Origin of the sequence: Novosphingobium meiothermophilum (assembly GCF_003171715.1) — a bacterium.
GTDB classification, from domain to species: Bacteria; Pseudomonadota; Alphaproteobacteria; order Sphingomonadales; family Sphingomonadaceae; genus Novosphingobium; species Novosphingobium meiothermophilum.
Map to the genome: position 1 here is coordinate 35,756 of NZ_QGHL01000012.1, position 15,528 is coordinate 51,283.

14 protein-coding genes are annotated in these 15,528 nt (G+C 62.7%); 5 read left to right on the forward strand and 9 right to left on the reverse strand.

The features are described from left to right. The gene (locus DKM43_RS11880) at positions 1 to 855 is read left to right on the forward strand and encodes an SDR family NAD(P)-dependent oxidoreductase (RefSeq protein ID WP_109798732.1); all 855 of its coding nucleotides are present in this window, start codon (positions 1 to 3) and stop codon (positions 853 to 855) included. Between the two features lie 104 nt (positions 856 to 959). Here DKM43_RS11880 and DKM43_RS11885 read toward each other — a convergent pair whose 3' ends face one another. From DKM43_RS11885 to DKM43_RS11900, 4 genes are all read right to left on the reverse strand, one after another. After that, positions 960 to 2,717, reverse strand: coding sequence for an N-acyl-D-amino-acid deacylase family protein (locus DKM43_RS11885; RefSeq protein ID WP_201739861.1), 1,758 nt, complete (start codon positions 2,715 to 2,717; stop codon positions 960 to 962). Between the two features lie 60 nt (positions 2,718 to 2,777). Then, positions 2,778 to 3,656, reverse strand: a complete 879-nt coding sequence (locus DKM43_RS11890; protein WP_109798733.1) for an AraC family transcriptional regulator — start codon at positions 3,654 to 3,656, stop codon at positions 2,778 to 2,780. Positions 3,657 to 3,751: 95 nt separating this feature from the next. Next, on the reverse strand, positions 3,752 to 4,840 hold the full coding sequence (locus DKM43_RS11895; RefSeq protein ID WP_407938497.1) for a zinc-binding dehydrogenase: 1,089 nt from the start codon (positions 4,838 to 4,840) through the stop codon (positions 3,752 to 3,754). A gap of 14 nt (positions 4,841 to 4,854) precedes the next feature. Further along, positions 4,855 to 6,459, reverse strand: coding sequence for a GMC family oxidoreductase (locus DKM43_RS11900; RefSeq protein ID WP_109798735.1), 1,605 nt, complete (start codon positions 6,457 to 6,459; stop codon positions 4,855 to 4,857). 185 nt (positions 6,460 to 6,644) lie between these two features. Between DKM43_RS11900 and DKM43_RS11905 the strand changes: the two genes are divergently transcribed. Both DKM43_RS11905 and DKM43_RS11910 read left to right on the forward strand, forming a co-directional pair. Further along, positions 6,645 to 6,866, forward strand: coding sequence for a ferredoxin (locus DKM43_RS11905; RefSeq protein ID WP_236632547.1), 222 nt, complete (start codon positions 6,645 to 6,647; stop codon positions 6,864 to 6,866). Beyond that, positions 6,863 to 8,107, forward strand: coding sequence for a cytochrome P450 (locus DKM43_RS11910; protein ID WP_109798736.1), 1,245 nt, complete (start codon positions 6,863 to 6,865; stop codon positions 8,105 to 8,107). The genes DKM43_RS11905 and DKM43_RS11910 overlap by 4 nt, the downstream gene beginning before the upstream one ends. Positions 8,108 to 8,124: 17 nt before the next feature. On the opposite strand, the gene DKM43_RS11915 is transcribed toward DKM43_RS11910, so the two are convergent. Next, the gene (locus tag DKM43_RS11915; RefSeq protein WP_109798737.1) at positions 8,125 to 8,817 is read right to left on the reverse strand and encodes a hypothetical protein; all 693 of its coding nucleotides are present in this window, start codon (positions 8,815 to 8,817) and stop codon (positions 8,125 to 8,127) included. Positions 8,818 to 9,051: 234 nt separating this feature from the next. Here DKM43_RS11915 and DKM43_RS11920 point away from each other — a divergent pair, with 234 nt between their 5' ends. Then, entirely contained in the window at positions 9,052 to 9,828 is a 777-nt protein-coding gene (locus DKM43_RS11920) for a sugar phosphate isomerase/epimerase family protein (RefSeq protein WP_236632548.1), read from the forward strand. 13 nt (positions 9,829 to 9,841) lie between these two features. On the opposite strand, the gene DKM43_RS11925 is transcribed toward DKM43_RS11920, so the two are convergent. From DKM43_RS11925 to DKM43_RS11935, 3 genes are all read right to left on the reverse strand, one after another. Continuing rightward, positions 9,842 to 10,816 (reverse strand): aldo/keto reductase, encoded by a 975-nt coding sequence (locus DKM43_RS11925; protein ID WP_109798739.1) that lies wholly within the window; start codon positions 10,814 to 10,816, stop codon positions 9,842 to 9,844. A 102-nt stretch (positions 10,817 to 10,918) separates the two neighbouring features. After that, positions 10,919 to 11,581, reverse strand: coding sequence for a TetR/AcrR family transcriptional regulator (locus DKM43_RS11930; RefSeq protein ID WP_109798740.1), 663 nt, complete (start codon positions 11,579 to 11,581; stop codon positions 10,919 to 10,921). Between the two features lie 129 nt (positions 11,582 to 11,710). After that, complete coding sequence (locus DKM43_RS11935) at positions 11,711 to 12,565, reverse strand: hypothetical protein (RefSeq protein ID WP_109798741.1); 855 nt, start codon at positions 12,563 to 12,565, stop codon at positions 11,711 to 11,713. A 181-nt stretch (positions 12,566 to 12,746) separates the two neighbouring features. Between DKM43_RS11935 and DKM43_RS11940 the strand changes: the two genes are divergently transcribed. Next, on the forward strand, positions 12,747 to 13,994 hold the full coding sequence (locus DKM43_RS11940; protein WP_109798742.1) for a TetR/AcrR family transcriptional regulator: 1,248 nt from the start codon (positions 12,747 to 12,749) through the stop codon (positions 13,992 to 13,994). Positions 13,995 to 14,040: 46 nt separating this feature from the next. Here the strand turns inward: DKM43_RS11940 and DKM43_RS11945 are convergent, their stop codons facing one another. Continuing rightward, a complete protein-coding gene (locus tag DKM43_RS11945) occupies positions 14,041 to 15,093 on the reverse strand; it encodes a hypothetical protein (protein WP_109798743.1) in 1,053 nt (350 codons plus the stop codon). Between the last annotated feature and the right edge of the window lie 435 nt (positions 15,094 to 15,528).

Consider the following 15,528-nt stretch of genomic DNA (forward strand, 5'->3'; position numbering starts at 1 on the left):
ATGGCACGCGACAAGGACGTATTCGCAGGCGGGGTGGCCGTCGTAACCGGTGCAGGTTCGGGCATCGGCGCCGGTCTGGCTCGCCGGGCGGGCGCACTCGGCATGACGGTTGTCGTGACCGACATCAACGAGGCGGCAGCGGCCGCGACCGTGGATGCTATCCTTGCCCAAGGGGGCAGGGCAGAGGCCGAGAAGGTCGACGTTTCCATTCCTGAAGAGCTTGATCGCCTTGCCGAACTGGTATTCGACCGGCACGGTGAAGTGCGCCTGCTGATCAACAATGCGGGGATCGAGACTGTCGGTTATTCGTGGGAAGTGCCCACGGCGCGCTGGGAAGCCACGCTCAATATCAATATCCACGGCGTGATTCACGGCGTGCGCGCTTTTGTCCCGCGGATCATTGCAACCGGCAAGGAAGCGTGGATCGGCAATCTTTCATCCGTCGGCGCGTTTGGCCAGATGCCGGGGCAAACCGCCTATACCGTGACCAAGCACGCGGTGCAGGCATTCAGCGAATGCCTCTTTCTGGAAATGGAACTGAAGAACCTGCCCATCCACGTTTCGGCAATCGTGCCGGGGATGCTGCGCACCAACATCTTCAACGCCGAGGCGGGTGAGGGCGAGCCGGGCAATGCCGCAAGGCACCGCCGCGCCATGTTCGAGATGATGCGCGATCACGGCATGGACCTTGATGAAGGCTGCCGGCTGTTCCTTGAACAGATGGCCGAAAACAGGTTCTGGGTGCACAGCCAGCCTGAAATGAGCGAGCAGATCATTGGTGGCCGGATCCGCTTTCTAAAGGAGCAGATCCCGCCAATCATGCCCGACCTCGCGCGCCAGATCGCGGTTGATTGAAGGCAGGCTGCGCCGGGTGAATGCGGCATTGAAGCAGGTATTGAACCAGTAGCGGTCCGTGCCGACGAGCGCTGCCGCTGCTTGCCCGGTTTGCCCGCTGTCGCTTAGCCCTGCACGTGCGCGGGCGCCGAAGACTTTGCCTGGCTTGAGCGCACAACCCGGCCTGGGCGTTCACCGGTTGGCTGATCGTTGCGGCGGATGATCCGGCCGCTGACCAGCGTTGCGACGTATCCGGTCGCTTTCTGATCGAGCCGCCGCCCGCCGCCCGGCAGATCATGGCGCACCACAGGAGCGTGGAGTTGCAACCGGTCCATGGCGATGACATTGACATCGGCCTTCATGCCTTCGCGCAGAACCCCGCGGTCGGCAAGACCGATGACACTGGCGGGCCGGGCGGCGAGCATGTTCACGGCTTCGGCCAGCGAGAGGCGTTGGCCGATGCGATCGCGCACCCAGTAGGTCAGCATGAAGGTGGGATAGCTGGCATCGCAGATCGCGGCATAATGCGCTCCGCCGTCTCCAAGGCCGATCACGGTGTCTTCGCGCCGGACCAGATCGAGCAGGGCATCGAGCCGACCTTCATGGAAATTGCCAAGCGTGTTGAGGATCATGCCGCTGCCTTCGCGCTCCATCAGCACGTCATAGGCGACCTCTTCGGGGCGCATTCCCCTTGCTGCGGCAAGCGCGGCAATGCTCGTTTCAGGGGCCGGTTCGTAATCGGGAGGATCCCCGAAAGGAAACATCCATTTCCAGTTGCGGGTGAGCATTGCGAGGGGGTGACCCTCTTGCGGGCTTTCCGCCAGAAGACGCGCGCGCATGGCAGGCTCGCGCAAACGGGCGAACTGGTCTTCGAGCGGAAGGTTGGCGAGCGGCTGATACGAGGGGCAGAGGCAGAATGGATGCGTTGAAAGCGCCCAGCCCGATATCATGCCGATCGGACGTGGCAGCACCTGCGGCCAGATCTCCAGTCCTTCGGCCCGCGCGCTGTCCGTCATCTTCAGGGCATCTTCCCATGTGCGCGGCCCGCTGTTCATCAGACCAAGCGTGAAAGTGGCCGGACGCCTGCTCTTTCGCGCCACTTCGATGAGGTTGGCCATTTCGGTTTGCCATGTCGCAAACGGCGCATCGAGCACTGCCTGAAACACGCCGGTTCGGGCATCGGTCATCGCGCTGGTAATGGCGACCAGTTCTTTCAGGTCCGCCCCAAAGGTGGGGATCATGTCGCCGGACTTGGTCCGATGGATGTTGAGCCGTGATGTGGCAAAGCCGATGGCGCCCGCGTCCAGGGCCTCGCGCGCAAGGCTGCGCATCTGTTCAAGGTCATTTTCCGTTGCGGCCTCGCGGGCAATGGCGCGCGCCCCCATGACCCAGACGCGCAGTGGGCTGTGCGGCAGGAAGCACGCCACGTCGATATCGCGCGGGCGCGCGGCCAGCGCATCGAGGTATTGCGGGAAGGTCTCCCAGTCCCATGGCAGGCCCTCCGCCATTACCACACCGGGAATGTCCTCCACGCCCTCCATCAGCCTTATCAAGGCCTCGTGGTCTGTCGTGCGGCAGGGTGCAAACCCGACACCGCAATTGCCGAGAATGGCTGTCGTCACGCCATGCGAACTGCTGGGTGATAGCGTGTCCGACCAGATCGCCTGCCCATCGTAATGGGTGTGAATATCCACGAAGCCGGGCGTGACGATGCAGCCCGTGGCATCGATGATTTCGGCCGCACTTCCGGCGAACCGGCCGCCGGCGTGGATGATGCGGTCGCCTGCGATGGCCAGATCGCCGCGGAAAGGCTCTGCGCCGGTGCCATCAACGACAAGGCCGCCCTGAATCAGAACATCAGCCCGGATTTGCGGTTCCGTCATCGTGTATGCTCCCGCTTGAAATCTCCGAACGGTATCAGACCGTTCGGTTTGTGCAAGAGGCTATCGTCCCGGACCGGCGATGGCCTGCACCCTGGCGCCACCTGCGGATTGACGGAAGGCGCGGGGCGTCTGCCCGGTTGACCGGCGGAAGGCGCGGGTAAAGCTGTTGGGGTGGGAAAAGCCGCAAGCCTGCGCCACCGCCTTCACCGGCAGGTCGCCTTGTTCGAGCAGTGCCTTGGCCTTCTCGATCCGGGTCGTTTCCATGTAATCAGCCACTGTCTTCCCGGTCAGTGCAAGGAACTGTCGCTGAAGATGGCGCGGGCTGATACCGCATAGGGCGGCAAGCTCTGCCACGGACGGCAGAAGACCCGGCCGGGCAAGCCTTTCACGGATCCGCCGAAACTGCCATGGCGCCAGCCGCCCTGAAACCGATGGACGAACCTGCTGGCCAATCACGCGTTCGAGTTCGATTGCCGCCAGACCGATCAGCGCAGCCACAGCGTCCTCGCGGCGGTCGGTTGTGTTCTCCAGCTCGCGCTGCATCAGCCCCAGCAACAGGCGCAAGGTTTCGCTGCCAATCGCGAGCAACCCTTGAAGGAAAGCAAGGTTGGGCTTGGGGCGCAGGGCCATCAAGTGCGCCGTCTGCTCCGGTCCGAACACGCAGCGCACCACACGGATACGCCCGCCTTCCGATCGGCCCGCAACCAGCACACCCGGCCAGCGCACGAACAGGGTGCCCATGAAGCAGCGCCGCTGCTCGTCGATTTCCGGAAAACAGGCCGATGCGTTGGCCGAGGTGGGCGGGACCGACATTTCGATCATCAGATCGCTTTCCCGCCGCGTGAAGTCGAGCATGTCCGGCCAGTGCCACTCGACCGTTTCGGCCCGGCCGAGGGGCGTTTTCACGCATGTCAGGATGCGGGGCGCATAGTCGATCATGGTTCGCCGTCCCGGTGCCATGTCCGCAGCTCGCCTTGCGCATTCTCTGCGGCCGGCATAACAGGTCCGGGCTGCGACGGAATGCGCATTGACCTTCAGAAGGCCACGACTGTGCGCAGCGATTCCCCGCGCCGCATCAGGTCGAAGCCTTCGTTGACCTCGCTCATCGGGAGGCGATGAGTGACCAGATCGGCAAGGTTCAGGCGTCCTTGGGCAAAGTGATCGAGAAGTCCCGGCAACGCGCTGCGCCCCTTGACGTTGCCCATGAACGAGCCTTGCACCCGCCGCCCAAGCTGGAGCTGGAAGGGGATCAACTGCATCGACTGGCCATCGGGCGGAACACCGAGGACGACCGTGCAGCCCCAGCCGATCCGTGTGGATTCAAAGGCTTGGTTCATGAGCTTGACGTTCCCGGCGCACTCGAAGGCGTAATCGACCCCACTACCGGTCAGTGTCTGAATGGCGACCACGGGATCGTTGCTGCGGGCGTCGATGAAGTCGGTCAGGCCGAAGCGTTGGCCCTGCTCGCGCCGCAGCGGGTTGATGTCGACGCCAATGATCCGCGAGGCCCCGGCAAGACGGGCACCCTGCACGACATTGAGGCCGATGCCGCCAAGGCCGAAGACGGCAACGGTCGCGCCGCTCTCGACATGGGCGGTGTGCATCACCGCGCCGACGCCCGTCGCAACGCAGCAACCGGCGGTGCAGGCAAGGTGGAACGGAACGTCCTTGCGGACCACGGCCACGTTGCGCTCTGGCGTGACGATGAACTGGGCAAGGCTGCCAACGCCTGAGTAGGAGGACACCGGGTTGCCGTTCAGCGAGAAGGGGCTGGGCTGGACGGCCATGTCGCCAAGGAACATCTCGCACAGGTTGGTCTTGCCCGACCGGCAATTTCCGCAGGTGCCGCACTCGCCGATGCCCACCGGGATCACATGATCGCCGACCTTGACCGAGGTCACTTCCGCGCCAACCTCGCGCACGATGCCTGCACCTTCGTGGCCGACGACGACCGGAAAGGGATAGGGCGCGGCCTTGCCCTCGATCTGGCTGAGGTCGGTGTGGCAAAGCCCGCTCGCCATGATCTCGATCAGCACGTCGCCGGGGCCGGGCGGGGCGAGATCGAGCAGTTCCTCGACCAGCGCTGCGCCGGGGGCGTGACAGACCATTGCCCTTGTTTTCAATGATGCTATGCTTTTCATGACCTCGGCCCCTTCGCGAGAATAAGGTCGGCGGCCTTCTCGGCAATCATCGCGACCGGGATGGCGGTGTTGCCTCCCGGCAGGTGCGGCATGATCGACGCATCGACCACGCGGAGCGATTTGAGGCCGTGCACGCGCAGGGCATTGTCCACCACGGCCATCGGATCGGAACCCATGCGGGCGGTGCTGGTCGAATGGTAGTCGGCCTCGGCGTGGGCGCGGATATAGGCGTCTATTTCATCGTCCGACTGGACATGCGTACCGGGGGCGAGTTCTTCCCCGCGCATTTCGTCGAAGGCGCTCTGGGCGAAAATGCGGCGGGCGATGCGCACGCCTTCGCGCATCACGCGCCGGTCATTATCGGTGGCATTGTAGTTCTGGTCGATTACCGGGGGGGCATCGGGATCAGCGCTCGCAAGCGTCACGCTGCCGCGCGATTGTGGGCGCGCCACGTTGATGTGGGCATAGAAGCCATGCATCGGCGCCATCTTGCGCCCGTTCTGGCCGAACAGGGCCGAGACCAGAAGCATCTTGATGTCCGGTTCGTCGAGCGCCGGATCGGAGCGGACCATGCAGGCGACCGACATGCCGGGATCGGCCAGCGGGCCGGAGCGGAAGACGAGATATTGCGCCATCGCCAGCGCGCCGCGCAAGGGGTTGAGGAAGCGCAGCATCGACCATGGCTTGGTCGAGCGAAACTTCACGTGGGCGGCAAGATGGTCTTGCAGACCCTGCCCGACGCCGGGGAGGTCATGGACCAGCGCGATACCGTGTTCGGCGAGGTGGGCGGCGGGGCCGACGCCCGAAAGCATCAGCAATTGCGGCGTGTTGATCGTCCCTGCCGAGAGGATCACCTCGCGGGCGGCCTTGGCAAGCATTTCTGCCCCGGCCTGGCGGAATACAATGCCGGTGGCGCGGGTGCCATCGAACATCACCTGGCGGCTGTGTGCCCTGGTCAGCACGGTGAGATTGGGACGCTTCCGCACCGGGCGCAGGTAGGCCGAGGACGCGCTTGCACGACGCCCATTGCCAACGGTGAGATCGACCGCGCCGAACCCGTCGCGGGTTTCACCATTGAGGTCGTCGGTCAGAGGGTAGCCAGCTTGCGCTCCGGCCTTGAGGAATGCCTGGGCGAAAGGATGTTCCTGCGCTGCGCGGGTGACCCGGATCGGGCCGTTGTTGCCGTGCCATTCGTTCTGGGCCGCGCTGAAGCTTTCGAGCTTGCGGAAATAGGGCAGCACCTCTGCGAAGGACCATCCGCGATTGCCTGCCTGCGCCCAGCGATCGTAATCGGAATGAAAGCCGCGGTCATAGACCATGCCGTTGATCGATGATCCGCCGCCAAGAACCTTGCCACGGGGCAGGTAGAGCACACGGTCATCGAGATGGCGCTGGGGCGCGGAAACATAGGGCCAGGCAAACGCGCCGGACATCATGATGGGCAGCAGTCCGCCCGGCGCAGCAATCAGCGCGCTGGTATCCTTGCCACCCGCTTCCAGCAGCAGGACGCGGCACTGCGGATCGGCAGAAAGGCGATTGGCGAGGATGCATCCCGCCACCCCGCCGCCGACGATCACAAAGTCGAAATCAAGGCTTTCCATGCTCTCCCGATCACCTGAATGCTTGTTTAGCGGTATCGTGCCGGTGACGCAGGCGGCCCGCAACATGCGCAGTCTGGCTCTGGGCCAATGATGGCGCAAAGCGTTGCTTTTGGCGCCTTGAGTTTGATCGAAGCGCTTGGGTTCCGCTGCCCATGCGGTTTAGCCAGAAGGGGAGAGGAGGCCGCATGATGCGAGTCATTGTCAACCATTCCCTGTGCCAAGGCCATGCCCGGTGCGAAGATCTTTGCCCGGAAGTGTTCGCAACCGATGCCGTCGAAGGCAAGGTGGTGATCGTGCAGGACGAGGTGCCTGCCGCGCTGGAGGATAAGGTTCGCCTTGCCGTGCGCAACTGCCCTGAAGGCGCGTTGCGTGTTGCAAGGTCAGGCCCGGCGGAAGGTGCAGAATGACGCTGATGTTCCAGCCTTCGCCGCCCGATCATGTTCCGGCAGACCGCATGGTCGATTTCGACATGTTCCACATCCCCGATGGCGTGTCGGACCCTGCGGAGATATGGCACGATCTGGTGCGCCGGGGCGTGCCTGACATCTTCTACACGCCGCATAACGGCGGGCACTGGGTGTTCCTGCGCTACGAGGACATTGTCGACGCCTACCGCGATCATACGGTGTTTTCGACCTACCAGACGCCAGTGCCGCCGATAGAACCGTTTCCGGTGGTCCAGCCGCAGGGCGTGGATCCGCCCGCGCACAACGTCTTCCGCCGTCTGCTCGCTCCGATGTTCACGCCCACGGCGGTGCGCGGGATGATGGACGAGCTGGAGCGGCGCGCAGCGGAACTCATCGAGGGCTTTGCTGCGCGGGGCGAGTGCGACTTCATCACCGAGTTCGCCGAGCGCTATCCGACCGGAACTTTCCTCTATCTGTTCGGCCTGCCTGAGGAGCGGCTCGACGAGTTTCTTGCGCTGGCAAACACTTTCTTTCGCAGCACCGATCCCGCAGCGCGAGCGCGGAACATCGGCGAGATCTATGCCGTGCTCGACCAGCTTTTCCGCGAGAAGGAACGTAATCCGAGCAACGACATTGCCACGCAGATCGTCATGGCACGCGATGAGAATGGTGCGCAGCATTCCTGGGAGGACATTCTCAACTGCGGGTTCCTGCTGTTCGTGGCGGGGCTGGATACGGTGACCAATACGATGGCCTATATCTGGCGCTATCTTGCCACCACGCCTGCTGCGCAGAAACACTTCCGGGACCGGCTTGACGATCCAGACGGTTTTTTGCGAGGCATCGAGGAGCTGATGCGGATCAACGCCGTATCCAACCTGTTTCGCCGGGTGACGCACGATTGCGAATATCGCGGCGTGCAGTTTCGCCGCAACGATCGCGTGGTCCTGCCCAACACGGTTGCCAACCGCGATCCGCGAGTGTTCAAGGCGCCGCAGGTGATCGACCTCGACCGCAAGGTGAATGTGCACCTCACCTTCGGCGTTGGCCCGCACCGCTGCATCGGCTCGGTTCTGGCCAAGCGCGAGGTGATGGTTTCATTGCAGCAGTGGCTCCGGCGGATTCCGGAGTTCAGCCTGGCTGACGAGCAACCCGCGGGATCGGTGTTCGGCGGATCGGTGATGGGTTTCACCGCGCTGCGTCTGCGCTGGGAGGTGGCGGCCAGGCAAGCCGCCGCCTGACGTCCATGCTTGCGCGATCAGATTTCCACCACCGAAAGGATGTGGCTGTCCTTGTCCGGGAAGACATAGTCGAACTCGAGATACATGTTTTCGCCAAGCTGGCCTGCACGGATCAGGTCGGTCTCCACGAAGACCTGCACACCTGCGCTGCCATAGGCATAGCGGGTGGCCTTTCCGAATACCGGCGAGGCATCGAGCCGGGCATCAATTGCCTCGTCCCCCCGGCGCGCACGGTTCATGCCGATGGTGAGGCGGCCCTTGAAGGCGGTGTCGTTCTCGGCAAGATCCCACAGGGTCAGGACCATGCTTTCCAGTTCTTCCAGCGAATTGACGAGGAAGCCGAAGTGAAAGCTGGCCTCGAAATCCTGCGCCATCATTGCGCGGTAGTCCCTGACCGCCTGATGCTCGTCAGGCGTGCCGACCTGCAAGGCTTCATGAATGGCGGCAATGAGTTTGCGCTGGGGTTCGGGCAGGCAGGAAAGGTAGATGATGCCATCGCCGCGCCCGAAGTGTCTGGATGAAACCACGAAGCGGTAGAAGCTGCCGCCGGGCAGGGGGAGCACCTGCGTCTGCGCAAGCCCGGCGATCTCCAAGAGCCGCGCGGCGGCAGGCCCATCTTCGGGCGATCCGTAGTGCAGCGCAAGGTGGCCCATCGAAAGCGACCCGTCGCTGATCGGTGAATGCGCGATTTCGGGTGCGGCGGTTGCCATTGCCAGCCACTCCTCTCTCATGTGCCGAACGGGTATCAGCGTATCATGGGCACGCGGTGGCTGCAACTTTTGTAAGTGAACGCTAATAGCAATTTGCGTAAATTATGACTTTCATGGTGTGCCTGTATCGCACATAATGCGCAATGTGTCCTTGATTTGCGTATCAGAAATCGGTGGATTGCCGCCTGCACAAGGGTTAGGCTTCTACGCATGAAGCGGCTTGCCCTCGATCATATGACCGTTGTTGACACGACGCCGATCCAGCTTGCGCAGGCGGCCCACGGGGCTGGATGCGATGCGATGTGTCTCTTCATGGAGCCGATGGACGTGCTGCCGCTGATGCCGAAGTTCGACCTCTATGGCGACAGGGCGGCGCGGGCCGAGGTGCGGCGGGTAATGGACGATCTGGGGGTGACGCTCGACCTTGCCTATCCTTTCACGCTTTCCGGGCGCACTGATGTCGCGGCGTTTGCCACCGCGATGGACTGTGCGGCGCAGCTGGGAGCAGGTCTTCTAAATGCGCTGGTGTACGACCGCGAACCGGCACGGCGCATCGAGACTTTCGGCCGCTTTTGCGACATGGCTCAGCAGTTTGGCCTCAGAGTGGCTGTGGAGTTCTATCCGCCAAGCCGGATAGGATCTCTGGCGGCAGCGCTCGATCTGGTCAGCGCGATCGACCGTCCGGGCAGGGTCGGGGTGAATGTCGATCTCCTGCACCTTATGCGTTCTGGCGGGTCCATTTCGGGGCTTGCAGCGGCGCCTTGCGAATATGTGCTCTATGGTCAGGTTGCCGATGGTCCGGCACTTTCACCGGCCAATGCCGAGGCAGAGGCGTCGAGCGAACGAATGCTGTGCGGGCAGGGCGCGTTCGATGTTGCGGGCTTTGTGCGCGCGTTGCCCGTAGGTTGCCCGCTGAGCGTCGAGATCCCGCGCAACCATGCGGTTGAGGCCGAGTCTGTTGCAGTGCGCGCGCAGCACGCCGTGGACAGCGCGCGCGCGGCAATGGGCTAGGGTCCGAACTCAGTCAGGGCACGCTTAATGCGTTACGCAAGGCGGCCAGTTCCTTTGGGGTGAGGGTCAGGGCATCAGCCTTCGCGCTGTCCGCCACTTGTTCGGGCGAGGAACCTCCGAAGATGGCGATGGTCTGGTGCGGCTGGCTAAGCAGGTAGGACAGTGCGATTTCATTGATCGAAACGCCATGCTTCGCCGCCAGCGACTGCGCCACGGCGAGGCGACGTTGGTTCGCCGGGTTGGCATAACGCGCCGCAAGCTGTTCGCCGATGGTCCCTGCGGCGAGCTTGGTGAAATAGCCGCCCGATTGCGCGGCATAGGCGATGATCGGCAGGCCAGCGGCATGCAGGTCCTCGTATTCGCCCTCATAGTAGTGCTGGTAGCCCTGCTGCGCGGCAGCGGCCGCATCAGGCACGGCGAGGCCCCAGAACGTTTCCGAGGCGACAAAGCCTTTCTTCCCGATAGAGGCGGCATAGGCATTGGCGGCACTGATGCGCTCGGCTGCCCAGTTAGAGGCAGCGAAATGGCGGATGCGGCCAGCTTCGCGATGATCGATGAGCGCATCAATGATCGGTTCGACCGGACTTTCCGGGTTGTCGACATGCAGGAAGTATAGGTCGATCATGTCGATGCCCAGATGATCGAGGCTCTGCGCCAGATCGGCTGCGATGTCATCCGGGGTCACTCGGTTGCGGAAATCGCCCACGCGCAGATCGAAGAACCCGCCCTTGGTGGCGATCACGAAATCCTCGCGCTTGCGTGTCTTGAGCCATGCGCCCACGGCGCGCTCGCTGGCGCCAATCGGGGCATCAGGCATCCAGTCGCCATAGGAGCGTGCGCTGTCGATGAAATTGCCGCCCAGACCGGCGAAGGTGTCGAGAATGGCGTTTGACCTGCCCTGATCGAGCATCCAGCCCAGCATGTTGGTGCCATAGCACAGGCGGCTGACCGCAAGACCGGTATCGTTGAGCGTGACCTTCCTTAGCATCCCATGATTCCTTCTGCGTGTAAGTGCTGACTTATCATAAGGGGCGGCGGCTCACAAATGGCGACTGCGCGCGGCATTCATGTGGCAATGTGCCCCTTGGATTCAGCCAGAATGGGCGAAGTAATCTTCGATGATCTTTTCCGGCATGCCGATGCCGCGCAGGCAGAACCATGTTGCCTGACGGACCAGATCGTCCCCTTCAAGGCCGTAAGGGCGCGCCGCAGGGGGCAAGGCCATGATGGCGGTAATCATTGTGCCGACATGCTCGATGAACATGGCTGCGGCGGGAACATCCAGTGCCATTCCGACCAGACCGCCCTCCGCGCGCGCGGATGCATAGGCAGCATTCATGGCCGTTGCATTGCGCCTCTGGGAGCGGCGGTAGATCAGGCTTGCGTAGGAGCCGTCGCCGGCAAGGCTGGCGAGGGTCATGCGGTGGATGTCGCAGCGCTCGGCATCGGCCGCATCGGCAACACAGGCATGGATGAAGCCGTGGATCGCCTCGGCAAGGCCGCGCGCGCCTTCTGCGTGGATGCCCTGCTCGCGCCAGCGTTCGTCCTGTTCAAGGAACACCTGCCGCAGCACCGCGCGATAAAGCGCCAGCTTGCTGGGGAAATGACGATAGACAAGCGCTTCGGACACGCCCGCTTCGCGGGCGATCTGCAAGGTCTTGGCGCCATCATAGCCATGCCGCGAAAACACCCGCCTTGCAGCCATCACAATCTGCGTGCGCCGTTCGGTTCCGGGGATGCGCTTGCGTGTCATGAACACTCACTTATGTCTGCACCCGTATCTGTCAACCGCGGTCTGGCGGCGCCGGGGCAAATGCGGTGGACAAGCGCGCCACTTACCAGCGGTCAGCGGGACCAGCCCTTGCGGGGGGGGGGCGGTGGATCAGCAGGGCATGGCCTTTGCACACAAGGCGGAAGCGGGCGCTTTGCCTGCCCAGAACGCGCCTTCGATATCGGTGTCAACGTCCACCGCTCCGCGCACCCCCAGCGCGGCGCGGGCTTCGGCCAGCGGCAAGTGAAAGAAGGGCTCCAGCTTCTTCATGAACAGTGCGTCGCTTGCCTTGCCCACGGTGATCCCGCGCTGAATCGCATCGGTGCAGGTATCCCACACCTGAGGGTAATGGAGCAGCGTTCGCACGGTATATCGCAATGATCCGAAAATCTGGATCAGGCTGAGTTCCGCGGCCAGTTCAGGATCGTGGATGAACTTGAACACATTGGTCAGCCGATACCAGTAGGGCACCAGTTCACCCATGAAGTTGAACCCGCCGCCGCACAGGATATGCTCGAAATCATGCGTCTGCCCTGAACGCAGATTATAGAACTCAAGCTGGCTTTTCGGCTCCCGCCAGGGTGTTATCTGGATCTCGTAATTTCCTTCGGTGATCCACTGATAGAAGATTCCGCCAAGGGTGCCCGGTTCATAGTCGGCAAAATCCTCTATCGTGTAGGTCGAGTAGAAGCCTTCCGACAGCCAGGCGTCGAGTTCCGGATTGATCTTGCGCTCGGCCATGAACATGGCCTCGATCGCGTCATGATCGCGCAGTTCATCAAGGATCGGCAGGAATGCATACATTTCCGCCGGGGGCGGCAGATCGGGCCCATTGCGGCGCAACAGGATCATTGCCAGCCAGTCGCGAAGGCGCGGGTTGTTGAGATACTTGGATGAGGAAACCAGCACGCTTGATGGGGTTTCCACAGGCATGATGCCCCGCGCGAGATAGGGAATGTCAGTCACGGCGAGTCCTTTGAGGCTATCCTTGCACCAATCCGAACGGTATCGAACCGTTCGGATTGGTGCAAGCGTTTCGCGTCAGGCTTTGCAAGGTGGCGTGGAACGTGCTGTCTGGCGCGTCGGCGCGCAGAAGCGAAGCATACGGAAGGGGTGCGACAATCCGGCGCGGTGTTATAGGGATCGCATGGACCAGACAGGAAATGGCGCTGCGACTGGCAGGCTAACACCTTCGCGCATCTCGCACCTGCTTGGCGTGGCGCGGGACGTGTTCATGGCCAGCGGCTTTGATGCGGCGAGCATCGATGGCATTGCCCGACAATCCGGCGTGAGCAAGGAGACCATCTACCGGCACTTTTCGGACAAGCAGGCCCTGTTTCGCGCCGCGCTCGACGATATGGGCGGGCGCTTCGTCAGTCATGTGGAAAGCCTGCCTCGCGCGGGAATGGCGCGGGAAGATGTGCTTGCCGGTCTGGCGCGGGCCATACTCGATGCGGCGTGCGATGGCGGGCTGCTTGCGCCCCTGTGGCTGGCCGCAGGAATTGGTGAGCGAATGCCCGCCTTCGCAGCAGAACTGCACCATCGTCAGACCCGAAGCATGGAGCCGGTGCGCAACGCGCTCGGCGCGCTGGCTGAAGGCAGCAATCGGGAACTCGTCCCCACTATTGAGGATGCGCTTGATCTGGGGTCCCTTGCGGTTGGCGGTTCGGCGCTGCTGATGGGCTTCTCCCCTCCGGCGGAAGAATTGCGCCAGCGGCAATCGAGGCGTGTCGCAGCGCTTTTTGCCGGAGGCATTCTGGGCATGAAGGGCGAGCCGATGCCGTGTGTGACCGCAAGGGATGTCAGCCTTTGCGTCGAAGCTGAAATACCCCCCCGTCCTGCGCATCTGCGCCGGCTGATCGATGTGGCAGCCGACCATTTCCTTCGCGAAGGTTACGAAGCGGCCAGTCTCGGCGCCATCGGCAGCGAGGCGCGGGTAGGGCGTGGCACGCTTTATCGGCATTTCCAGAGCAAGACGGGGCTGTTTGACGCAGTGGTCCGCGATCTTGCGCGTTCGCTCGCAATGATGGCAGCGCCGCCCCGGCTGCACGATGACGAAAGCCTCGGTCCGTTCATGGCTGATGCCGCCGCGCATCTTGCATCTCCCGCCTCGGTCCGCCTGCACCGCATGATCATTGCAGCATCGCGGTGTCATCCGGCCCTTGCGCGACATGTGCATGACATTGTGCGCGAACCGTGGATCGGTCCGCTGGCGCAGTGGATCGCCCACCGCACCAGCCATGCCGATGCACGCTGGCTGGCGCGGCAGGGGATCATTCTTGCCATGCAGGGCAACCGCGCGATTGCCGCAGGCCAAGATCTGCCGACGGCCGTATTGCACGCACACGGGCGGCGCGCGGCAAATCGCCTCTTGCGAGGTCTGTTCCTCGACTGACAACGTGGAGAGAGGGGGTGGCGACGCCCTCTCTCAGTCAATTCTCTCAGGCAGCCTCGCGCTCAACCGGTTCCGGGGGGAAGATCGTCGGCTGTCCGGCGTCATAGACGCGTGTGAGCAGGCCGATGAAGGCCGTATCCGTCAGCGGATCGGCGGGCGTTGCGAAAGACTCGCCGCGCTTGCGCAGGTCAGAGAGGATGATGTCGAAGATCATCTCGTGGGTCAGGTCATCCGTATGGTCATGGGCGCGCTTGAACTCGGCCATGTCCATGAAGATGTCGGCCCCCCAGTGCACGAGAAAGCGGAACTCCTCCTCAGGAATCTTCTGGATGACCTTGCTGTCGGTGGTGATCCGCCATCCGCCAGCGTTTTCGGGGTCTGCTTCCATCATGGAATGAATGGCCAGTCCTTCCGGGCGACGCATTGCCGCCGGTCCGTTCGTTTCGGCAGTGTGGAACATCTTCTCGTTCTCGACCACGACCGCGCGGCCCCACATCGGCGCATTGATCTGCTTGGGCTCCTCGAACGGCCCGTCCGGCCAGTAGGTAAAGCCGCCGCCGATCCGGCCCTTGTAATACCAGGTGATGACTTGTGCCTTCTTGGCGCGCCAGCGTTCGAAAAGATTGGACTTCACCATGATGTTCATAAGCCAGATGGGCGTGGTCTGCATGGATACCCCCCGGAACCGGGTGGCATCGACATGGGGACTGCCCCCGCCGGAGCACGGGCCCTGAATGTTGAACAGCATGTTCTCCGGCGTTGCATATTTCGCGCCCCAGTAGTCCCGCACCAGGGCGAGAAACCGGCTGTTGAAGAAGCAATCCTCGATTTCGGGATAGAACGGGGTGGATGCCGTGCCGAAGTATCCGCGGAAAACCGGAGACAGGAACATGTCCCACGTGGGCTTGAAGCCTTCGGGAACCGAGCCTGAGGTCGTCGCGACGACTTCCTCAGGTGATTTGAAGTGCTGGGCGAGGATAAGCGACCATGGGCCATTGCGGCGCACGATGTCGAGCATCCGGGCGTGCTGATCGGGCGTGAAGGCATCCTCGATGATGCGCGGCGGAGCGACAGGACGGAAAATGGATGCGTTGGCCATGGCTCTCTCCGTGACTTGCGTGGCGCATTTCGCGACGCCGATCTTAAAGTGTGTATTCGCTTACTAATCTTGAGCAACCTCGTCAATCCCGTGTGGGGGGCTTGCCAATCGCATGGATGTTCGAGCCGGGTCAGGCGCGTCATGCCGTCAGGCTCGCTCCGGGTTGGATCGTTGCAACGTGAGGGTGAGGCGATCGGTCTGCAACTATCGCATGATAGACATATCAAAATTACGCAACCTTCACCAAAAAATCGATGTTGCATGTATTTTGCGTAGTTGTTAGTGTGCGCTCAACAAGAGAGCAGAATCCGGGGCGTCCGGGAAGAGGGTGATGACGGGAACGAGTCGCGGCTTGGGGCTGCGAAAGCCTTTGCGTCAGCAAGATCGCCCTCTCCTCCTCCAGGCAATCTGCGCGGGTCACGCCAAACACGTATC